Source organism: Micromonospora sp. RTP1Z1, assembly GCF_033804685.1.
Lineage (GTDB): Bacteria > Actinomycetota > Actinomycetes > Mycobacteriales > Micromonosporaceae > Micromonospora.
Genome location: NZ_JAPFQV010000009.1, coordinates 99,378 through 119,213, shown reverse-complemented (window position 1 = coordinate 119,213; position 19,836 = coordinate 99,378). Strand labels below are relative to the sequence as shown.

The window sequence follows — 19,836 nt, the reverse complement described above, 5'->3', positions numbered from 1 at the left end:
TTAGGGAGCATCCACCAGAGCCCTACGGCCAATTAGGGCATTTCAGCCGTTAGGGGCAGGGGTCGGCGACCGTCACTCCTCAGTGGGGCTGGCGGCGGGCGCCTTCTTCGGGGCCGCCTTCTTCGCCGGGGCCTTCTTGGCCGTGGTCGCCTTGGCGGTAGTGGTCTTCTTGGCGGCCGTCGACTTGGTGGCGGCGGTCTTCTTCGCCGCCGCCTTCTTCGCCGCCGTCTTCTTCGGCGCCGGTCCCTTCGCCCGCTTCTCGCCGAGCATCTCGGAGGCCTCTTCCAGGGTCAGCGCCTCCGGGGTCTGGGCGCGCCGCAGGGACGCGTTCGTCTCCCCGTCGGTGACGTACGGGCCGAACCGGCCGTCCTTGATGACCAGCGGCTTCTCGGTGAGCGGGTCGTTGCCCATCTCCCGCAGCGGCGGCGCGGCGGCCCGACGCTGGCGGGCCTTCGGGGTGGCCAGCAGGGCCAGCGCCTCGTCCAGCGTCACGGTGAACATCTTGTCCTCGGAGTCCAGCGAGCGGAACTCCTCACCGCGCTTGACGTACGGGCCGTAGCGGCCGTTGTTCGCGAACACCTCGACACCGTCCGGCGCGACGCCGACCAGCCGGGGCAGGCTGAGCAGCTTCAGCGCCTCGTCGAGGGTGAGCGAGTCCGGGGTCTGCGAGCGCAGCAGCGACGACTTCCGCTCGCCGCTGGCCACGTACGGGCCGAACCGGCCGGACTTGAGCACGATCGGCTCGCCGGTCGCCGGGTCGTCGCCGAGCTTGCGCTCGCCCCCGCCGCCGAGGAAGAGCTCATGCACCTTCTCCGGGGTCAGCTCGTCCGGGGCCACGCCCTCAGGGATCGGCGCCCGGTCGCCCTGACCGCCGCCCTCCTCGCCCTCACCCGACGCCGGCGCGGGCTGCTCGCCCGGCACCGTCCGCTGCAGGTACGGCCCGTACCGGCCGACCCGGACGACGACCTCGCGCCCGTCGTCGTCGGTGAAGAGCGGGATCGAGTTGACGCTGCGCGCGTCGATCTCGCTGACGTTCTCGGTGACCAGCTTCTTCAGCCCGCCGGCGTGGGCGATCGCCTGGTCGCCGGTGCCGTTGGTGCTGCCGAAGTAGAAGGCGGTGAGGAAGTCGACGGCGGCGTGCTCCCCGCCGGCGATCTCGTCCAGCTCGTTCTCCATGCTGGCGGTGAAGTCGTAGTCGATCAGGCGCGGGTAGTGCCGTTCCATCAGCCCGATCACCGCGAACGCCAGGAACGTCGGGATCATCGCCTGGCCACGCTTGGTCACGTACCCGCGGTCCTGGATCGTCTGCATGATCGACGCGTACGTCGAGGGCCGGCCGATGCCCAGCTCCTCCAGGGCCTTGACCAGCGACGCCTCGGTGTAGCGCGACGGCGGCTGGGTGTGGTGGCCCTGCGCGGCCAGCTCGTCGGCGGTCAGCGGCTGGTCCTTGACCAGGGTGGGCAGCCGACGCTCGGCGTCCTCGGCCTCGGCGTTCTCGTCGTCGCTGGACTCGACGTAGGCGCGGAGGAAGCCCGGGTCGGTGATGGTCTTGCCGGTCGCGCCGAAGTCGGCCTCCTCGCTCGACGAGGAGACCGCCCGGATCCGTACGGAGACGCTGGAACCGACCGCGTCGGTCATCTGCGAGGCGATCGTGCGCCGCCAGATCAGCTCGTAGAGCTTGAACTCCTCGGCCGACAGCTCCTTGGCCACGTCGCCCGGGGTACGGAAGTTGTCCCCGGCCGGGCGGATCGCCTCGTGCGCCTCCTGCGCGTTCTTCACCTTGCCGGTGTAGCGGCGCGGCTCCGGCGGCACGCTGCGCTCGCCGTACAGCTCGACGATCTGCCGGCGGGCCGCCGTGATGGCGGTCTCCGACAGGTTCACCGAGTCGGTACGCATGTAGGTGATGTAGCCGTTCTCGTAGAGCCGCTGCGCGGTGCGCATCGTCTGCTGCGACGAGAGGCGCAACTTGCGGGCCGCCTCCTGCTGGAGGGTGGAGGTGATGAACGGCGCGTACGGGCGACGGCGGTAGGGCTTCTCCTCGACCCGGGTGACCGTGAACGGCCGCCCCTCCAGCCGGGCGGCGAGACCCCGGGCCCCGCCCTCGTCGAGGTGGACGACCCCGGCGCCGGCCCGCACCCGACCGGTGGTCGGCTCGAAGTCCTTGCCGGTGGCGATCCGGTCGCCGTTCAGCGCGATCAGCGTGGCGTTGAAGGTGCGCGGCCCCTCGGCGGCGTTCGCGACGGCCAGGGTGGCCAGGATGTCCCAGTACTCGGCGGTGCGGAAGGCCATCCGCTGGCGCTCCCGCTCGACCACGATCCGGGTCGCCACGGACTGCACCCGGCCCGCCGAGAGCCTCGGCATGACCTTCTTCCACAGCACCGGGGAGACCTCGTAGCCGTACAGCCGGTCGAGGATGCGCCGGGCCTCCTGCGCGTCGACCAGGTCCCGGTCGATCTCGCGCGGGTTGGCCACGGCGGCCTGGATCGCCGGCTTGGTGATCTCGTGGAAGACCATCCGCTTGACCGGCACCTTGGGCTTGAGCGTCTCCACCAGGTGCCAGGCGATCGCCTCGCCCTCGCGGTCCTCGTCCGTCGCCAGGAAGATCTCGTCGACCTCCTTGGCCAGCTTCACCAGCTTGCTGATCTGCTGCTTGCGGTCGGCGGAGACCACGTAGAGGGCGCGGAAGCCGTTGTCGACGTCCACCCCGAGCCGGGCCCAGGGCTCACCCTTGTACTTGGCCGGCACGTCGGCGGCGTTGCGTGGGAGGTCCCGGACGTGGCCGAAGCTGGCCTCCACGACGTATCCCGGGCCGAGGTAGCCCGAGATCGTCTTGGCCTTCGCCGGTGACTCGACGATGACCAGACGGGTGGTTCCAGCGTTGCTCGGCACGTCTCTCTCCGACCTCTCTCCTGCTCCTTGCCCCGTTTCGGGCCGCGTTGCATCGGCCGGACCACTGCCGGTCCGGATGTCCAACGTAACGCGCCGGCCGCGTTTCGGGTTTCGCGGGCGGCAAACCGGTCGGTACCTGGCGGCCACCGGCCCGGCCGCGCGGGGACTCCCGCCGGACGGCGCCACCGTACACCGCGGGTAGGGCGCCGAGTGGGTCACTGTGACGATCACGGACCCTCGGCCGAGGAGCGACCGGTCCGTTTTCCTGCACAAACCGCCACCGCGGGTGTCCGGGATCGGACAGCCGGCGGGGTTGCGCGCCGGGTTCAGCCGGGGACGCCCGGCCAGTCCGTCGCCGGGGCGGCGGGCGGGCGGTCACCCACGAGCTCGGCCAGCCGGGCCAGCCGCCGGCGCCCACTGATCCGGTACGCCGGCCCGCCCGCCGCCGGGTCGAGGAGCGCCCCGGGCAGGCCGACCGCGGCGAGCGCTGCCCGCACCTGCGGCCAGCAGGACTCGTCCCCGGCGCCGAGCCGGAGCAGGAAGCCGGCCGGGTCGGCGACCCCGGCGGCGGTGAGCCAGAGCCGCAGCCGGCGCCCGTTGAGGTGGAACCCGGCCGGCGGTCGCTTCCCGGCGCCGCGCAGCCAGGCCACCGCGAGCGGGGCCAGGGTGCTGGCGTACGCGGTGCGGACCAGGTGCCGGCCGTCCTCGGTCGGCTCCCAGCTCGCCGGCACCCCGCGCGCGGCCAGCTCGGCCACCAGCACGTGCACCCGCCAGGCGGCGTCGACCACGACCGACAGCCGGGCGGTGCCGCCCATCCGGACCACCTCCGCCGGCCCGGCGAGCAGGCCGGCCAGGTCCGCGAGGGAAGGGTCGGCCGCCTCGGTGGAAAACAGGGAGAGCTGGCGGACCGGGTCGGGGAAAGGTGGCGTCAGCGACACTCCGGGACCTCGTCGAAGGCCTGTTTGAGTTCGGTGGAGCTGAGCTTGCCGGTGTCCAGCGCGCTCGCGTCGTACTCCTTGTTGAGGGTCTCCACCGCGGCCCGGACCCCGTCGTAGAAGGCGGTGACCTTCCCGGTGTCCAGTCCGTCGATGGTGTCCCGGGCCCGGCCGTAGGCGTCCCGGACCTTGCTCAGCGAGGCCCGGAAACCGGTGGAGATCTCCTCGCCGCGGTCGGTCTCCGGCACCCCGGCCTGCTCGACCTTCCGGCGGGCGGTCTCGCTGGCCCGTTCGGCGCCGGCGAAGAGCCGGACGAGGTTCTCCTTGGCCTGCGCCGGCGTGGTCTGCGCGGTCATCTGCTGCTGGGTGCTGCTGGTCAGTTTGTTGATCTCGGCGCGCCAGGGGGCGAGCGCCTCGCAGACCGAGGCGGCCCAGGCCCGCGGGCTGGGACCGCCGCAGCCGGCGACGAGGAGGGCGAGCGTGGCCAGGACCACCGTGACCTTTCCGGCGGTTGTCGCCCGGCGCGTACGCATGCGAAGCAGCGTACGGCCTTCCGGTGGATCTGCCACCGGTCAGGTTTAGCCGGCGGGACCCCCCGACGGCGCGGTTCCCGGCCGGCGCAGGCCGACCGGGAACCGCCGCTGTCGCGCGGCCTCAGACGTTTACCGTCTCCGGCCGCTCCTCCTCCGGGCTGCCCGCACCGCTGTCGGTGCCGGAGTCCGCCATGGCGATGCCCTTGCGCTTGCTGAACACCACCGCCGCGGCGATGATCAGCGCGGCGACCAGCGCGATCGTCACCCGCAGGCCGGTGTTCCGCTGGTCGCCCACGCTCCAGGCCACCACCGCCGGCGCGATCAGCAGCGAGACCAGGTTCATCACCTTGATCAGCGGGTTGATCGCCGGACCGGCGGTGTCCTTGAACGGGTCGCCGACGGTGTCGCCGATGACCGTCGCAGCATGCGAGTCGGAGCCCTTGCCGCCGTACGCGCCGTCCTCGACGAGCTTCTTGGCGTTGTCCCAGGCGCCGCCGGAGTTGGCCAGGAAGACCGCCATCAGGGTGCCCGTCCCGATCGCGCCGGCCAGGTACGACGCCAGCGCGCCCGGGCCGAGGCCGAAGCCGACCGCGATCGGCGCCAGGATGGCCAGCAGACCGGGGGTCATCAGCTCGCGCTGCGCGTCCCGGGTGCAGATGTCGACCACCTTGCCGTACTCGGGCCGCTGGGTGCGGTCCATGATCCCGGGCAGCTCGCGGAACTGCCGGCGGACCTCCATCACCACGGCGCCCGCCGAGCGGGAGACCGCGTTGATGGCGAGGCCGGAGAAGAGGAAGACCACCGCCGCGCCGATGATCAGGCCGACCAGGTTGCGCGGGTTGGCCACGTTGAGCGCGTTGAGGATCTCCGCCGCGGCGTCACCGACCCCGGCGTCCTCGTACGAGCTGCGCAGCGTGTCGGTGTACGACCCGAACAGCGCGGTCGCGGCAAGCACCGCGGTGGCGATCGCGATGCCCTTGGTGATCGCCTTGGTGGTGTTGCCGACCGCGTCCAGCTCGGTCAGCGTCCGCGCGCCGTGCTCGTCGATGTCGCCGGACATCTCCGCGATGCCCTGGGCGTTGTCGGAGATCGGGCCGAAGGTGTCCATCGCGACGATCACGCCGACGGTGGTGAGCAGACCGGTGCCGGCCAGCGCGACCGCGAAGAGCGAGAGCGTGATGGAGGTGCCGCCGAGCAGGAACGCGCCGAAGACGCCGGCGCCGATCAGCAGCGCCGAGTAGACCGCCGACTCCAGGCCGACGCTGATGCCGGCGAGGATGACGGTGGCCGCGCCGGTCTGCGAGCTCTTGCCGATGTCCTGCACCGGGCGCCGGTTGGTCTCGGTGAAGTAGCCGGTCAACGCCTGGATCGCGGCGGCCAGGACGATGCCGATCAGCACCGCGCCGATGGCTACCAGCCGAGGGTTGCGATCGACGTCGGCCAGCCCGCCCTCCAGCTCGGCGAAGGTCGCCGGCAGGTACGCGAAGGCCGCGATCGCCACCAGCACCGCGGAGAGGACCGCCGAGATGTAGAACGCCCGGTTGATCGCGGTCAGGCCGTTGCGGTCGGTGGCGCGAAGCCGGGTGATGAAGACGCCGACGATCGCGACCAGCACACCGATGGTGGAGATGATCAGCGGGAAGACCAGGCCGGCCTCACCGAACGCGGCCCGGCCCAGGATCAGCGCGGCGACCAGGGTGACCGCGTACGACTCGAAGAGGTCGGCGGCCATGCCGGCGCAGTCGCCCACGTTGTCGCCGACGTTGTCGGCGATGGTGGCGGCGTTGCGCGGGTCGTCCTCCGGGATGCCCTGCTCGACCTTGCCGACCAGGTCGGCGCCGACGTCGGCGGCCTTGGTGAAGATGCCGCCGCCGACCCGCATGAACATGGCGAGCAGCGCGGCGCCGAAGCCGAAGCCCTCCAGCACGGTCGGGGCGTCGCCCTGGAAGAGGATGACGACCAGCGCCGCGCCGAAGAGGCCGAGGCCGACGGTGAGGAAGCCGACCACGCCACCGGTCCGGAAGGCGATCTTCATGGCGCCCTCGCGGCCACCTTCGCGCTCCCGGGCCGCCGCGGCGACCCGCAGGTTGGCGCGGGTGGCCAGCCACATGCCGGCGCCGCCGATGAACGCGCTGAACAGGGCGCCCACCACGAAGAAGGCCGACCGGCCGATCTTCACCAGAAGCTCGCTGCCGTCGGTGTCGTGCACCGGCAGCAGGAAGAGCAGCACGACGGCGATCACCACGAAGATCGCCAGGGTCCTGAACTGCCGCAGCAGGTACGCCGACGCGCCTTCCTGAACCGCCCCGGAGATCTCCTGCATGTTGGTGGTGCCCTTACCGGCTGCCAGCACGGCCTTCGTCAAGGCGGCGGCGAAGACGAGCGCCACCAGCGCGATGACCGCGGCGATGACGACGTACGTCGTGTTGGCTCCGGTAAGGGACAGTGCGCCGCCGTCGGCGGCCAAGGTCCCGGACATCTATGTCCTCCTGTACCGAACACTCGCGCCGGCCGTGGAGACGCACGGCTCGACGCCTGGATGCGAACTCGCCAGCGCACGCCAACCCACCACCGCGGACCAGCGATGAACACCCATTCCCGCTGGCTGCGGGACGGGTCACTTGCTGACAACCCGGGTACTGTAGCCCTCCGCAGTGTTGGAGGTCACACCGAGGGGGCACCCGTTCGCCATGATCTTCGCAACTGTGTTATGAGGAAAAGTCTGATATACGGGCCGGTCAGCACGACGAGGCCGCGCCCCCGAGCGGGAACGCGGCCTGCGGACGAACTGTCAGGTCAGCGGCCGACCGGCCAGACCATCCGGACCTCGGTGCCGACACCCTCGTCGACCGGGCGGACCTGGAGATCCTCGACGAAGCCGGCGAGCAGGGCGAAGCCGACGCCAGTGGTCAGCGCGTCCTCGCTGAGCGACTCCTTGGCCAACTCGTCCGGGGGCAGCGCGGCGAGACCGATGCCGGCCTCGATCGGGGCGCGATCCACCACCCGGACCGCGTACGCGCCGCTGTCGGACATCTCCACCAGCACCGGGTCGGCCAGGCCGTACTGCCGGTGCAGGGCCACCGCGCGGGTGCACGCCTCACCGATGGCCAGGCGCACCTCGTCGAGCAGGTCCTCACGTACCCCGGCGCGACGGGCCACCGCGACGCCGACCAGGCGGGCGGTACGCACATGCACCGGGGCGGGCGAAAAGGAGAGCTTGACGGTCGCCATCACGCGCCGGTGCCGGTCGGGTCGGCGCTGATCGCCGCGTCGACCGTCGGATGCAAGGGAAAGACCTGGTCCAGCGCGGTGATCCGGAAGATCTTGAGCAGCGGCTCCTTGTCGCACACCAGCGCGAACGAGCCACCGGCCGAGCGGAGCCGCTTGAGGGCGCCGACCAGCACGCCGAGGCCGGTCGAGTCGAGGAAGTCCACCCGACCGAGGTCGACCACCACCCGGCGGGCCCCGCCGTCGATCAACTCCAGGAGCCGTTCCCGCAGCCGCGGCGCGGTGTAGACGTCCACCTCACCGCCGACCTCGAGCACCGTGTGCTCCCCCACGGTGCGGGTCGCCAGCGACAGCTCCATCGGTCCTCCTCGTAGACTCTTCACGGCATCTAACCATCCCGCGCCCTGGCCCCTGCCGGGCCACCGGCGGAGGCCCTCCCCATACCCACGGCTCCGGGTTCCCAATTCCGAACACCAGTGCGAGAGTGCAGGACGTGACCTCCGCCGCCACCGTATCCGCAGGCACCGGCCCCGGGCGACCGACGGCCGAGCTGCTGCGACGGCTGCGCGCCCGGCACACCGCCGACCCGGTCACCCACGTCGAGCGGGTGCCGCCCCGCGCCGGCGAGCCGGCGACCTGGCCGGCATGGGCCCCGGCGGAGCTGCGGGCGGCGTTCGCCCGCCGCGGCGTGGTCGCCCCGTGGCGGCACCAGGCCGAGGCCGCCGAGCTGGCGTACGCCGGGCAGCACGTCGTGGTGGCCACCGGCACGGCGTCCGGCAAGTCGCTGGCGTACCAGCTTCCCGCGTTGAGCACCCTGCTCGCCGACCCCCGGGCCACCGTGCTCTACCTGGCGCCGACCAAGGCGCTCGCCGCCGACCAACTGCGGGCCGTCGCCGGCCTGGAACTCGACGGGGTACGCCCCGCCTGCTACGACGGCGACACCCCGCGCGCCGAGCGGGAGTGGATCCGCCGGCACTCCCGGTTCGTGCTGACCAACCCGGACATGCTGCACCACGGCATCCTGCCCGGGCACGCGCACTGGTCCGGCTTCCTGCGCCGGCTCGCGTACGTGGTGATCGACGAGTGCCACAGCTACCGGGGCGTCTTCGGCTCGCACGTGGCGCACGTGCTGCGCCGGCTGCGGCGACAGTGCGCCCGCTTCGGTCGTACCCCCGTCTTCGTGCTGGCCTCGGCGACGTCGGGTGACCCGGCGACGGCGGCCGGGCGGCTCACCGGCCTGCCGGTGACCGCCGTCACCGAGGACACCTCGCCGCGCGGCGGGGTGACCTTCGCGCTCTGGGAACCGCCGCTGCTCCCTGATTCTTCCGGGGAGGTCGCGGACCTCGCGCCGGTCCGCCGGTCGGCGCTGCGGGAGACCGCGGACCTGCTCGCCGACACGGTCGCCGAAGGGGTACGCACCCTGGCCTTCGTCCGCTCCCGCAAGGGCGCCGAGGTGGTCGCGGCGAACGCCCGGCGCTCCCTGGACGAGGCGGTCCCCGGGCTCGGTGACCGGGTGGCCGCCTACCGGGCCGGCTACCTGCGCGAGGAGCGGCGCGAGCTGGAACGCGCGCTGCTCCACGGCGACCTGCTCGGCCTCGCCTCCACCAACGCCCTCGAACTCGGCGTCGACCTGGTCGGGCTCGACGCCGTGCTGATCTGCGGCTGGCCGGGCACCCGGGCCTCGCTCTGGCAGCAGGCCGGCCGGGCCGGCCGCTCCGGCGACGAGGCCCTGGCCGTGCTGGTGGCCCGGGACGACCCGCTCGACACCTACCTGGTACACCACCCGGAGGCGCTGTTCGGCCGGCCGGTCGAGGCCACCGTGCTCGACCCGGCCAACCCGTACGTGCTCGCCCCGCAGCTCGCCTGCGCCGCGGCCGAGGCCCCGCTCACCCCGGCCGACCTGGAACTGTTCGGCGACGGCGCGAAGGAGGCGGTCGACTCACTCGTCGAGGCCGGCGCCCTGCGGCAGCGGCCCACCGGCTGGTACTGGCGGCACCGGGAACGCCCCGAGGTCGACCTGCGCGGCGAGGGCGGCGCGCCGGTCTGCGTGGTGGAGGTGTCCACCGGGCGGCTGCTCGGCACCGTCGACGGCGGCTCGTCGCACTTCCTCATCCACCGCGGCGCCGTCTACCTGCACCAGGGCGTCTCGTACGTGGTCGACTCGCTCGACCTGACCGACGGCTGCGCGCTGGTGCACGCCGAGGAGCCGGACTGGTCCACCCACGCCCGGGACGTCACCTCGCTGTCCGTGGTGTCGGTCCGGTCGTACGTGGACGCCGGGCCGGTCGGGCTCTTCCTCGGCGAGGTCGACGTGACCAGCCAGGTCGTGTCGTACCAGCGGCGCCGGATCGCCTCCGGCGAGGTGATCGACACCCGGCCGCTGGACCTGCCGGCCCGGGAGCTGCGCACCGTCGCGGTCTGGTTCACCGTGTCACCGGAGTCGCTCGCGTCGGCCGGGGTCGAGACGGCGGACATCCCGGGGGCGCTGCACGCCGCCGAGCACGCCGCGATCGGCCTGCTGCCGCTGATGGCCACCTGCGACCGCTGGGACATCGGCGGGCTCTCCACCGCCGTGCACCCGGACACCGAGGCACCGACGGTCTTCGTCTACGACGGGCACCCCGGCGGGGCGGGTTTCGCCGAGCGGGCGTACGGGACGGCGGCGTCCTGGCTCCGGGCCACCCGCGACGCGATCGCCGAGTGCGGCTGCGAGTCCGGGTGCCCGTCCTGCGTGCAGTCCCCGAAGTGCGGCAACGGCAACAACCCGCTGTCCAAGCCGGACGCGGTGCGGGTCCTCGACGTGGTGCTCACCAACCTGCCACCGAAGGCTGACGACCCGGCCGCGCCGGCGCCGGCGCTGCCGCGCCAGGATGAGCGGACCGCCGACCACCCCGGCCCGACCGCCGACGCGCCCTGACGTCGGGAGGGGTCGGTCGGCCAGAGGAGAAGCCGTGGCCGACACGATCGCCGAGACCGTCGACCTGCTCTCCTCGATCGACCAGGAGAAACTCACCCCGACCAGCAGATCGCCCTGGGCACCGCACTGGCCAGCCTGGCCCAGGCGGAACGCGACTGCGCGGCATCCACCAGGTGATCAACGCCTGGGCGATGAAGGCGACCATCGAGGGCGGACGCTGAGGGCCGGGCTGTGCGAGACTCCGGCGTTACCCCTCGAAGGAGACCGCATGCAGCTCGACACCTTGCAGACGCAGCACCAGTTCGTCATCCGCCAGCGGATCCGGATGATGGTCAACCAGTACGAGGTCCGCGCCATGGCGCCGGACGGTTCGGAAGGCGAGCTGCTCGCGTTCGCGCAGCAGAAGCGGCTCGCCTTCAAGGAGCAGGTGACCATCTACACCGACGACTCCAAGCAGCACCCGCTGCTCGGCTTCAAGGCCCGCCAGCGGCTCGACCTCGGCGCCACGTACGACGTGACCGACCACGCCGGCAACCCGATCGGACTGTTCCGCAAGGACTTCGCCCAGTCGCTGCTGCGGTCGACGTGGCATGTCGAGCAGGCCGGGCTGCCGCAGATCACGGGCCAGGAGCGGAGCCTGCCGGTGGCGCTGCTGCGCCGCTTCGTCGACTCGCTGTCGTGGCTGCCGTACCACTTCGACTTCGTCGCGGGGGACCAGCCGGTGTTCTCGGTCGTCAAGAAGTGGGGCCTGCGCGACCGGTACGTGGTGGAGATCCAGAACCAGCAGATCGACCGGCGACTCGTCATCGCCATGGCGGTCGGCCTGGACGCCCTCCAGTCCCGCTGACCCGTCACCGGTCGGGGCGCGGCGCGGCTGCTCACCGCGCCCCGACCGGCCGCCCATGCGCGACCCGACCCATGCGCGGGCCGGCGAGCGGCCTGGAGGGCGGGTCGGAGCGGTCAGCCTCGGACCGGGCCGGCCCGGGAGGTCGCGGTGGCGGTGCGGGTCAGCCAGGGCAGCGGGGTGACAGTGACCTCCGCCGTGACCAGCACGTCCAACCCGTCGAGGCGGCAGGCGGAGAGCCGCGCGGCGTTGGCGCCGGCCAGTTCCCCGGCCGTCCCGCAGGCCGCCGCCTCGCCGTCGAGCGCCCGACCGGCACCGGCGAGCGCCCCGAAGTCCGCCGCGACCCGAGCCTGCTGCCGGGCCGTCCGGGCGGCGCCGAGCGCCGCGCCGAAGAGACCGAACAGCACGAACACCAGCCCCACGGCGAGCAGGCAGACCGTGGCACCGCCGCGGTCCGTGGCCGCGCTGACCCGGGTCGGCCGGAGCCCGTTTCCCGCCGTCACGGCCGTGGTGCCGGCGCGCCGGGTTCGACGGCGGCGACGGCGGTGGCGGACACCGTGAGTCGGGGCAGCCGCGCCCCCAGGGTCCGGACCGGCACGTGGACCGTGGCGGTGACGCGATCACCGGCGACGGTGACCGCGACGTCGGCGCCGGGCGGCGCGTACCGGGCGCCGACGGTCGTGCCGTTCTCGCCCCGGGCGGCGGCGAGCGCCGCCTCCCGGGCCGCGTCCAGGCAACCACCCCTCGTGGTCACCGCGTTGACCGCGGTGAGGCCGACGAGGAGCAGCAGGACCAGCGCCGGCAGACCGGCCGCCAGCTCGGCGGTGAACGAGCCACGGTCGGACGTCGCCTCCCGTGCGCCATGCCCACGGCCGAGCGCCGCACGCGAACCAGGGTCGAGCGACGCTCCCGAACCACGGTCGCCGCCGCCGGTCATTTCCGGGGAGCCAGAGCGACGGTGGCGACCGGCCGGCCGGCGCCCGGTCACTTCAGTGCTCGGTCGATGCGGTGAGCGCGGACTGCACGTTGCCGGAGGTGAGCACCTTGAGCAGGATGCCGGCGAAGGCCACCGCGGCGAGGGTGCCCACGGCGTACTCGGCGGTGTTCATCCCGGCGTCGCCACGCAGGCGGGCGATTAGTTTCCGCATGTCGTTTCCCTTCCTCATGGGTCAGAGCACGTCACCGAGGACGGCGACGATCACCGGCACCAGACCGGCGAGAATGAAGGCGGGCAGGAAACACAGCCCGAGCGGCAGCACAATGAGCACGCCCGCCCGCCGGGCCGCCGCCTCGGCGGCCGTGGAGCGATCGGCCCGCAGGTCGTCGGCGAGACGGGTGAGCGCGCCGGCCAGTGCCGCGCCGCTGCTGGACGAGCGGAGCGCGGCGGCCACCAGCCGCTCCGCGCCGGGCACGGGGAGCAGCTGCGACCACGCTTCCGCCGGCTCACCGCCGAGCAGCAGCGTCCGGCCGACCCGACCGAGCCGGTCGGCCATCGGCCCGCCCAGCGCCTCGGCGACCGCCAGCACCGACCGGTCGACCGGCGCTCCCGCGCGGAGGGCCGCCGCGAGCAGGTCGGCGGCGAGCGGCAGGTCGGCGGTCTCGCGTAGTCGCCGGTCCCGGACGGCGCGCGGCTCGATCCGGCGCAGCAGGCGATCCGCCGCCACCGCGACCAGCACCGCGACGAGCAGGCCCGCCCAGCCGGTAACGACGATGGCGGCCGCTACACCAGCCAGCCCCGCGCCGAGCCGGGTCCGGTCCGGCCACCAGGGCGCCCGCGCCCGTTCGGCCCCGCCCTCCGACGATCGGCCCAGCCGGCGGAGACGTCGACCCGGTCGGACAGCCGGCGCGCGAGCCACGATCACCAGCAGCGCCGCCCCGACCAGGCAGCCCGCCGCGAAGGCCTGCCGGGGCATCAGCCGGCCCGCCCCGGAGCCGCGCCGAGCCGCTCCGCCCAGAGCAGCCCGCTGATCTGCAGCGCGACGGCCGCGACCGCGCTGGCACCACCGACGGGCGTGTGCAGCAGCACCGCGACGGGGTCGACCCCGATGGCGTAGCCGAGCCCGATCCCGCCGAGCGGCAGAGCGGCGAGCAACCACGCGGTGGCCCGGGCGCCGGCGGCCTGGGCGGCGGCCGCATCGAGCCCTCGGTCGGCCACCCGGGCATCAGCCTCGATCCGTTCCAGCAGTTCGGCGAGGGGAGCGCCGGTGCGGTCCGCCAGCCGCACGGCGGCCCGGGCCAGCCCGGCGACCCGCTCCGGCCCGTCCGGCCGGTCGACGACCGAGCCCTCCGGCGACCGGCAGCGCCCACCGCCGTCGGCGCCGGACCCGAACCTGAGGTGCCGGAATCCCGGGCGGCGATCGCCGCCACCGGGCTCGCTACCCGAAGGGGCGGGTGCCAGGCCCGCCGTCGGAGGCGGCGGGCCCGCATCCAGGTCCCCGGCCGCGAGCGGCTCGCTGGACGCCGACAGCGCCGGCCAAGCGCGCCTCAGCGCAGTCGGCACCGACCCACCGAGCGTCGACCGCCCGGGTACCAGCCCGTCGAGCGTCAGCGGTCCCGACATCGGACCGCCGAGCGCCGCCGTGACCGGCAACCCGGCCCGCAGGTCGGCGGCAAGGCCGCCCAGCTGGTCCAAACTCTGCCGTCGGGCCCGGTCGGCACGCCGTCCGGCATGACGGCGCAGAACCGCCCGCACCCCAAGCGCGCCGTAGGCGGCGAGAACCACCGCGGCCACCGGACCGGCCGCCCCACCACCGATGCCACCGCCCAGCGCGGCGGCCAGCAGGACCGTCCGCCCCGGTGCGGCTGCCCCGAAGCCGCCCGGAAGGCGCCCGCCGCCGGCCGCGGCCGATCGGGCCGCCGCCCGCCGGACGGGCATCGCGGCGTGGCGGAGGTCGTGGGGAAGCACGGCGCCGGCCGGACGGCGTGGGTCACGGCGACCCGGCGGCCTGGTCGGGAACGACCGCGCGACGACCGTGGCCGGGCCACCGCGACGAAGCAGCGCGGCGCCCACCGGCAGCCGCCCACGGCTCGACCGGCACCCCCCGACGACGGGGGGCGGATCGTGGTCCGGAGCCGTCGTCGGCGGGCCACCGGGTGTCGACCGGGGCGGCGGGCAGAGAACGGCGCGGCGCCGAGCCCGCACGTTCCGCAGCGGCCAGGCGACCACCGTCGCGGCCGATACCAGGAACACGGTCACCAGCCAGGCCGAGCCGGTCACGACGGACCTGCCGAACCCGGCCAGACCGCGCAGAGGATCGGCGGTACGTCGACCCCACGCTCCCGCAGCAGCGCCCCCAGCGCCCGAGCGGCGAGACCGAGGCCGCGACCGCGAACCCAGGCCGGCACCACGGTCACCAGCCGGTCCGGCCCCTCGGGCACCAGCAGGCTGATCGACTCCAGCATCCGGCCTTCGCTGCCGCGACGGACCTGGAGCAGCACCTGCAGCGCCGCCGCGACCTGGGCGTGCAGCGCGGCCCTGGGCAGACCGCCCAGCAGCCCGAGCGCCTCCAGCCGGGCCGGAACGTCCGTCGGAGCGTTGGCGTGCAGCGTTCCCGCCCCACCGTCGTGGCCGGTGTTCAGGGCAGCGAGCAGGTCGACCACCTCACCGCCCCGGCACTCGCCCACCACCAGCCGGTCCGGGCGCATCCGCAACGCCTGCCGGACCAGGTCACTCAGTCCGACCGCGCCCGCGCCCTCCACGTTCGACGTGCGCGCTTGGAGGCCGATCACGTGCGGGTGCACCGGGCGCAGTTCGGCGGCGTCCTCGACCAGCACGATCCGCTCCGTCGCGGGCACCAGCCCGAGCAGCGTGTTGAGCAGGGTGGTCTTGCCCGAACCGGTGCCACCGGTGACCAGGTACGCCAGCCGGGCCGCCACGACGGCGGCGAGCACCGGCGCCACCGGCCGCGGCACCGTGCCGTGCCGGACCAGCTCCTCCAGGGTGAACGGCCGTTGCCGGAAGGTCCGCAGGGAGAGGTACGGCCCGTCGGTCGCGACCGGCGGCAGCACGGCGTGCAGCCGGGTGCCGTCGGGCAGTCGGGCGTCCGCGTAAGGGGAGGCGTCGTCGAGCCGGCGCCCGGCGGCGGCGGTGAGGCGCTGCGCGAGCCGGCGTACGTCCTCGACCGAGCCGAGCGGCACCGCCACCTGGCGCAGTCCCTGCCCCCGGTCGACCCAGACCCGGGTGCCGTTGACCAGCACGTCGGTCACCTCCGGGTCGACCAGCAACGGAGCGAGCGGACCGGCGCCGACCAGGTCGTCGTGCATCCGGTCGGCGATCCGCAGCAGGGCGGTGTCGCCGAGCACGGCGGCGCTCGGCTCGGCGCGTACGGCGGAGACGATGGCGGCGGGGGTGACCGGGATGGCCGCGGCGGCGAACCGGCGCCGGACGCGGGCCGCGAGCTCTCCGGAGTCGACGGGGTCGGTCATGCCACACCGGCCGGCACGCCGGTCAGCTCGCCGACGATCCGCTGACAGTGCGCGGCGAGCGGTCCCTTCCCGTCCGCCGCTGGCGCCTCGCCCCGCTCCAGTCCACGGCAGAGCCCGGGCTCGGGGCGGAGGGTGCCGGCGAGGGGCAGGCCGAGCGCCCGGGCCACCTCGGTGGCCTTGAGCCGACCCGGGGCCGGACCACGCACGATGACCGCCAGGTCGGCGCAGTGCGGGGCGGCCGTGGCGACCACCCGGGCCGCGGCAGCGGTGGCCCGCAGCTCGGCCGGTACGACCACCAGGGCCCGATCTGCCGCCTGCAACGCCACGACCGACGCGTCGTCCAGTTGCCGAGGCAGGTCGACGATCACGACGTCCCGGCCCCGGCGTGCGGCGTCGACCGTGGCGGCCATCGCCTCGGCGGGCAGGTGCAGCAGGTCGCCGCGATCCCAGGAGAGCACGACCAGGTCGCCCCGGCTGGGCAGGGCTCGGACGAGCGAGCGTGGGTCGACCCGCCCGTCGGTGCCGGTGAGCCCCGGCCAGCGCAGGCCTTCCAGCTGTTCCCAGCCGAGCACCAGGTCGAGCCCGCCGCCGAGCGGGTCGGCGTCCACCAGGAGGGTGCGCAGCCGGGCCCGGGCGGCGGTGACGGCGAGGCCGCCGGCGAGCACGCTGGCGCCGGCCCCGCCCCGGCCGCCGAGCACCGCGACGATCCGTGCCGCGCCGCCGGTGGCCGGGTCCCGGGCGCTCTCGGCGAACCTGTCGACCAGCCACGGCTCGGCGGCGGGCAGCGTGGCGACGTGCTCGGCCCCGATCAACTCGGCAACCTCCGCACCCGGGTCAAGCTGACCGGAGCGGCCCACCAGCACCGTCCGGGGCCGGCGCGGCAGCCGGGCCCGCAGGCAGGCCTCGGCCTGGTCGCCGCCGACCAACACGAGCGGCGCCGGCAGCCAGCGGGCGCGGGCGGCGGCGGGGTCGGCGGCGAGCTCGACCTCGGTGCCACCCGCCGCGGCGAGCCGGAGCAGCTCGTCGAGCAGGTCACCGTCAGCGGTGACCAGCAGGGGAAGGCGGCGGTGCGGTGGGAGCGGGGTACGGGGCGGCATGGCGGCCTCCAGCGGTCGGGCTCAACGTGCTGCCGTGGAGCCTGCTGCCGGCCGGACCGGCCTGCCGCCCGAGGCCGGTCGCCTGTGGACAACTTCGGCCGCTGTGGACAACCCCCAGGACCGATGTAGATCTGCTATGGACCGGGCGGGTCGTCGGCAACTCGCGTCTCGGGACCTGCGTGGCAGATCGGTAGCGCCCGGGTGAAGACCGCGTACTCGAAGCGGGCACGCCCGGCCAGGAACAGCGCGGGTCCGCCGAGGATGACGGCGATCCAGGCCGGTTGAGTGTGCCCGGATGGAGGGGCGACGACGAGTTCGGCGCCGACGGCGGTGACGACGATGCGTGCCAACATGACCAGATGGGAGCAAAATGCCGTTAGGCCAAGGCGGGCCGGGTCTTGGGATGCCTGCCTTCCTGCTGCCTGGGCTGCCCTTCCGTCGGCCTCGGCGAGCCGCCAAGCCGGCCCGTCAGATTGCGACCGGATGGCGCGGTTCGTAGAGACCGAGTTCGCCGCCACCGGGCAGCCGCAGCGCGGTGCGCAGCCCCCACCGCTCCTCGGTGACCGGGATCGTGAACTCGACGCCCTTCGCGGCCAGGTCGGCCATGATCGCCGCGACGTCGTCGCACATGAGGAAGAGTTCGTGGGCCGGCTCGCCCTCGGTCGGGTGCATGGCGAGCTCGGCCGGCGGGAGCTTGAAGATGAGCCAGCCATGGCCGGCGTCGACGTGGTGGTAGCCGAGCGTGTCCCGGAAGAAGGCGCGGTCCGCCTCTGGGTCGCGGCTGTAGATGATCACATGAGCACCATTGATCATTCACCGACCATAATACTGAGGCGCGACGTGGCAACGCCGATCTCGCCAGAAAATGCGGCCGCCGCTCGCGCCGCCCCAGCTGTCGGCACCGGGGGCCAGGTGCCCGATGATCTCTTCGCGGCGTTGTCGCAGCTCAGCGACGGTGAAGTGGGCCGCCCGGGACACGACTCGGAGATCCCGAAGTCCTTCGCGATCTGCGACAGCGAAAGGTGTGCGCCGGCGGACGAAACCCAGCACCAGCCACGCGTGCCGCCCCGCCACCAGGCGATCGTCTCCGCTGCCGCTGGCGCGGGTCTGCGATGGGGGGAGTGCGCCGGACTGACCTGGTCGTCGGTCGACCTCGATCGTGCCTTGCTCCGCGTGGTCCAGGTCGCCGAGGAGACTCACGGCGGGCACCCTGCTCCGCCCGTACCCGAAGACTCGGGCCGGGGTGCGAACGGTTCCGCTGCCGGATTGCCTGGTGTCCGTGCTGCGCCAGATGCGCGCCGAGTCCGGTGATGCCGATTCGCGAACGCTCGTCTTCGTGACCGGGTCGGGCGCCCGCTGCGCCGGTCGAACTTCCGCCGACGGATCTGGCTGCCCTCGCTGGTCCGTGCCGGCCTGCTCGGCCAGGTCGCCAACATCGGCCCGCTCCGGTACCGCGCTGTCTGGCCCGACCGAGAGGGCGTCGAGTGGTCGGCTGAGTTCACCACCGAGCGGGAAGCGGTCGCCTGGGTGGCGGCCCAGGCCGCTGGCGGGATGCGGTTCCACGACCTGCGGCACGCCTACGCCACCTGGCTGGTCACCGACGGCGTGCCGATCAACCTGGTGCAGCGGGTGATGGGCCACGAGCAGGCGTCCACGACGCTCAACCGTTATCCGCACACGCCGGACGACCACGCGGCCCGCGTCCTGGCCGCCTTCGACAGCTCTGCTGCCTCCCGCCAGGGAAACGCCCTCGGAGAGCACCCTCGACGGGGACGGAGAGGACCTGTGACCTGCGGCAAAGCGCTCAGCCAGAGAAGGGACGACCCCCGTCGGGGGGAGACGGGGGTCGTCGGAGGTTCGGCTCCGGGGGGGTAGAGCCGAACCAACTCAGCGGTCACGGGGGGTGCAACCGCCGAGGGCCTGCCGGGCGACGAGACGTGAACTCTCATCGCGAGCACAAGCATGCCGCAATGGACCGGTATACGTCGAGTGGTGTGCGCTCCACCCACCGCTAATTCATGATCGGAGAGTGTGGGTGTGGTCACTCTCAGCAGGGGCGGCGGCGTCGGTCTCGACCGGGTGGCCCCGGGCACCTGTCGGCGGCCGGCCGTCGGGCTAGACTTTCGCGCCGTGGGCCGAAGTGCCGCTTTCTTCGATCTGGACAAGACCGTCATCGCCAAGTCGAGCGCCCTGGCGTTCGGTCGGCCGTTCTACCGGGACGGGCTGATCACCCGGCGGGACGTGGTCAAGTCGGCGTACGCGCAGCTGATGTTCCGGCTGGGCGGCACCGACGAGCAGACCATGGCCCGGACCCGGGACTACCTGGCCACGCTCTGCAAGGGCTGGCAGGTGGAACAGGTCCGCCAGATCGTCGCGGAGACGCTCCACGAGCTGATCAACCCCTACGTGTACGCCGAGGCGGCCGCCCTCATCGAGGAGCACCAGGCCGCCGGGCGCGACGTCGTACTGGTCTCCGCCTCCGGCGAGGAGATGGTCCGCCCGATCGGCGAGCTGCTGGGCGTCACCGACGTGATCGCCACCCGGATGGCGGTGGCGGACGGCCGCTACAGCGGCGTGGTGGAGTTCTACGCGGCCGGACCGAGCAAGGTCGACGCGGTGAGCGAGCTGGCCACCGCGCGCGGATACGACCTCAGTGACTCGTACGCCTACTCCGACTCGTACAGCGACCGACCGCTGCTTGAGTGCGTCGGCCACCCCACCGTGGTCAACCCGGACCGGGCGCTGCGCAAGCTCGCGGTGGAGAACGCCTGGCCGGTGCTGGAGTTCCGGCACCCGATCCCGCTGGGCCGGCGGCTGCGCGAGCGGCCCGGCGTGCCGGTCGCCGCGGCGGCGCTCGGCGTCGGCGTCGGGGTGGCCATCGGCATCGCCTGGTACGGCCGGTACCGCCGCGCCAAGGTCGCCCCGGTCGCCTGACCGTCCCGGCCACGCCCTCGAACTCCGCGCGCCC

General features: G+C 73.7%; 20 protein-coding genes. 4 read left to right on the top strand and 16 right to left on the bottom strand.

All coding sequences use genetic code 11. The annotated features are described in order from the left end of the window. Window positions 1-72: 72 nt before the first annotated feature. The 6 genes from topA to SLP03_RS07395 form a co-directional block, all read right to left on the bottom strand. Window positions 73-2,889 (bottom strand): type I DNA topoisomerase, encoded by a 2,817-nt coding sequence (topA, locus tag SLP03_RS07420; RefSeq protein WP_319459775.1) that lies wholly within the window; start codon window positions 2,887-2,889, stop codon window positions 73-75. A gap of 326 nt (window positions 2,890-3,215) precedes the next feature. Then, complete coding sequence (locus SLP03_RS07415; protein WP_319459774.1) at window positions 3,216-3,827, bottom strand: hypothetical protein; 612 nt, start codon at window positions 3,825-3,827, stop codon at window positions 3,216-3,218. Then, on the bottom strand, window positions 3,818-4,357 hold the full coding sequence (locus SLP03_RS07410) for a hypothetical protein (protein ID WP_319459773.1): 540 nt from the start codon (window positions 4,355-4,357) through the stop codon (window positions 3,818-3,820). The genes SLP03_RS07415 and SLP03_RS07410 overlap by 10 nt, the downstream gene beginning before the upstream one ends. 121 nt (window positions 4,358-4,478) lie before the next feature. After that, window positions 4,479-6,836 carry a sodium-translocating pyrophosphatase gene (locus SLP03_RS07405; RefSeq protein ID WP_319459772.1) on the bottom strand — a complete coding sequence of 786 codons (2,358 nt, stop codon included), beginning with the start codon at window positions 6,834-6,836 and terminating at the stop codon, window positions 4,479-4,481. Between the two features lie 317 nt (window positions 6,837-7,153). Next, complete coding sequence (locus SLP03_RS07400; RefSeq protein WP_319459771.1) at window positions 7,154-7,588, bottom strand: ATP-binding protein; 435 nt, start codon at window positions 7,586-7,588, stop codon at window positions 7,154-7,156. Next, the gene (locus SLP03_RS07395) at window positions 7,588-7,944 is read right to left on the bottom strand and encodes an STAS domain-containing protein (RefSeq protein ID WP_265009090.1); all 357 of its coding nucleotides are present in this window, start codon (window positions 7,942-7,944) and stop codon (window positions 7,588-7,590) included. The genes SLP03_RS07400 and SLP03_RS07395 overlap by 1 nt, the downstream gene beginning before the upstream one ends. 134 nt (window positions 7,945-8,078) lie before the next feature. On the opposite strand from SLP03_RS07395, the gene SLP03_RS07390 reads away from it, so the two are divergent. Then, complete coding sequence (locus tag SLP03_RS07390) at window positions 8,079-10,502, top strand: DEAD/DEAH box helicase (protein WP_319459770.1); 2,424 nt, start codon at window positions 8,079-8,081, stop codon at window positions 10,500-10,502. Between the two features lie 268 nt (window positions 10,503-10,770). Continuing rightward, window positions 10,771-11,349, top strand: a complete 579-nt coding sequence (locus SLP03_RS07385; protein ID WP_319459769.1) for a hypothetical protein — start codon at window positions 10,771-10,773, stop codon at window positions 11,347-11,349. A gap of 113 nt (window positions 11,350-11,462) precedes the next feature. On the opposite strand, the gene SLP03_RS07380 is transcribed toward SLP03_RS07385, so the two are convergent. The 10 genes from SLP03_RS07380 to SLP03_RS07335 all read right to left on the bottom strand — a co-directional run bounded on the left by SLP03_RS07380 (window position 11,463) and on the right by SLP03_RS07335 (window position 18,443). Then, entirely contained in the window at window positions 11,463-11,849 is a 387-nt protein-coding gene (locus SLP03_RS07380) for an Rv3654c family TadE-like protein (protein WP_319459768.1), read from the bottom strand. After that, window positions 11,846-12,283 (bottom strand): TadE family type IV pilus minor pilin, encoded by a 438-nt coding sequence (locus SLP03_RS07375; RefSeq protein WP_319459767.1) that lies wholly within the window; start codon window positions 12,281-12,283, stop codon window positions 11,846-11,848. Before SLP03_RS07375 ends, SLP03_RS07380 begins: the two co-directional genes overlap by 4 nt. Window positions 12,284-12,335: 52 nt before the next feature. After that, the gene (locus SLP03_RS07370; RefSeq protein ID WP_319459766.1) at window positions 12,336-12,494 is read right to left on the bottom strand and encodes a DUF4244 domain-containing protein; all 159 of its coding nucleotides are present in this window, start codon (window positions 12,492-12,494) and stop codon (window positions 12,336-12,338) included. A gap of 21 nt (window positions 12,495-12,515) precedes the next feature. Further along, window positions 12,516-13,259 (bottom strand): type II secretion system F family protein, encoded by a 744-nt coding sequence (locus SLP03_RS07365; RefSeq protein ID WP_319459765.1) that lies wholly within the window; start codon window positions 13,257-13,259, stop codon window positions 12,516-12,518. Continuing rightward, window positions 13,259-14,251 carry a hypothetical protein gene (locus SLP03_RS07360; protein WP_319459764.1) on the bottom strand — a complete coding sequence of 331 codons (993 nt, stop codon included), beginning with the start codon at window positions 14,249-14,251 and terminating at the stop codon, window positions 13,259-13,261. Before SLP03_RS07360 ends, SLP03_RS07365 begins: the two co-directional genes overlap by 1 nt. A gap of 308 nt (window positions 14,252-14,559) precedes the next feature. Continuing rightward, window positions 14,560-15,771, bottom strand: a complete 1,212-nt coding sequence (locus tag SLP03_RS07355; RefSeq protein ID WP_319459763.1) for a TadA family conjugal transfer-associated ATPase — start codon at window positions 15,769-15,771, stop codon at window positions 14,560-14,562. Continuing rightward, complete coding sequence (gene ssd, locus SLP03_RS07350; protein WP_319459762.1) at window positions 15,768-16,868, bottom strand: septum site-determining protein Ssd; 1,101 nt, start codon at window positions 16,866-16,868, stop codon at window positions 15,768-15,770. Before ssd ends, SLP03_RS07355 begins: the two co-directional genes overlap by 4 nt. A 134-nt stretch (window positions 16,869-17,002) precedes the next feature. Next, window positions 17,003-17,386 (bottom strand): low temperature requirement protein A, encoded by a 384-nt coding sequence (locus tag SLP03_RS07345; protein WP_319459761.1) that lies wholly within the window; start codon window positions 17,384-17,386, stop codon window positions 17,003-17,005. Then, the gene (locus tag SLP03_RS07340; RefSeq protein ID WP_319459760.1) at window positions 17,337-17,681 is read right to left on the bottom strand and encodes a VOC family protein; all 345 of its coding nucleotides are present in this window, start codon (window positions 17,679-17,681) and stop codon (window positions 17,337-17,339) included. Before SLP03_RS07340 ends, SLP03_RS07345 begins: the two co-directional genes overlap by 50 nt. Next, a complete protein-coding gene (locus SLP03_RS07335; RefSeq protein ID WP_319459801.1) occupies window positions 17,682-18,443 on the bottom strand; it encodes a hypothetical protein in 762 nt (253 codons plus the stop codon). On the opposite strand from SLP03_RS07335, the gene SLP03_RS07330 reads away from it, so the two are divergent. Together SLP03_RS07330 and SLP03_RS07325 are read left to right on the top strand one after the other, a co-directional pair. After that, window positions 18,420-18,743, top strand: coding sequence for a tyrosine-type recombinase/integrase (locus tag SLP03_RS07330; RefSeq protein ID WP_319459759.1), 324 nt, complete (start codon window positions 18,420-18,422; stop codon window positions 18,741-18,743). The genes SLP03_RS07335 and SLP03_RS07330 overlap by 24 nt on opposite strands. Window positions 18,744-18,998: 255 nt before the next feature. Beyond that, complete coding sequence (locus tag SLP03_RS07325; protein ID WP_319459758.1) at window positions 18,999-19,802, top strand: HAD-IB family hydrolase; 804 nt, start codon at window positions 18,999-19,001, stop codon at window positions 19,800-19,802. Window positions 19,803-19,836 lie beyond the last annotated feature (34 nt).

Excerpts from the sequence above, each read along its gene's own strand:
- SLP03_RS07410 (WP_319459773.1), bottom strand. The coding sequence starts at position 4,357 with ATGCGTACGCGCCGGGCGACAACCGCCGGAAAGGTCACGGTGGTCCTG.
- SLP03_RS07405 (WP_319459772.1), bottom strand. The coding sequence starts at position 6,836 with ATGTCCGGGACCTTGGCCGCCGACGGCGGCGCACTGTCCCTTACCGGA.
- SLP03_RS07400 (WP_319459771.1), bottom strand. The coding sequence starts at position 7,588 with ATGGCGACCGTCAAGCTCTCCTTTTCGCCCGCCCCGGTGCATGTGCGT.
- SLP03_RS07395 (WP_265009090.1), bottom strand. The coding sequence starts at position 7,944 with ATGGAGCTGTCGCTGGCGACCCGCACCGTGGGGGAGCACACGGTGCTC.
- SLP03_RS07385 (WP_319459769.1), top strand. The coding sequence starts at position 10,771 with ATGCAGCTCGACACCTTGCAGACGCAGCACCAGTTCGTCATCCGCCAG.
- SLP03_RS07375 (WP_319459767.1), bottom strand. The coding sequence starts at position 12,283 with ATGACCGGCGGCGGCGACCGTGGTTCGGGAGCGTCGCTCGACCCTGGT.
- SLP03_RS07370 (WP_319459766.1), bottom strand. The coding sequence starts at position 12,494 with ATGCGGAAACTAATCGCCCGCCTGCGTGGCGACGCCGGGATGAACACC.
- SLP03_RS07365 (WP_319459765.1), bottom strand. The coding sequence starts at position 13,259 with ATGCCCCGGCAGGCCTTCGCGGCGGGCTGCCTGGTCGGGGCGGCGCTG.
- SLP03_RS07355 (WP_319459763.1), bottom strand. The coding sequence starts at position 15,771 with ATGACCGACCCCGTCGACTCCGGAGAGCTCGCGGCCCGCGTCCGGCGC.
- ssd (WP_319459762.1), bottom strand. The coding sequence starts at position 16,868 with ATGCCGCCCCGTACCCCGCTCCCACCGCACCGCCGCCTTCCCCTGCTG.
- SLP03_RS07340 (WP_319459760.1), bottom strand. The coding sequence starts at position 17,681 with ATGATCAATGGTGCTCATGTGATCATCTACAGCCGCGACCCAGAGGCG.
- SLP03_RS07330 (WP_319459759.1), top strand. The coding sequence starts at position 18,420 with ATGCGGTTCCACGACCTGCGGCACGCCTACGCCACCTGGCTGGTCACC.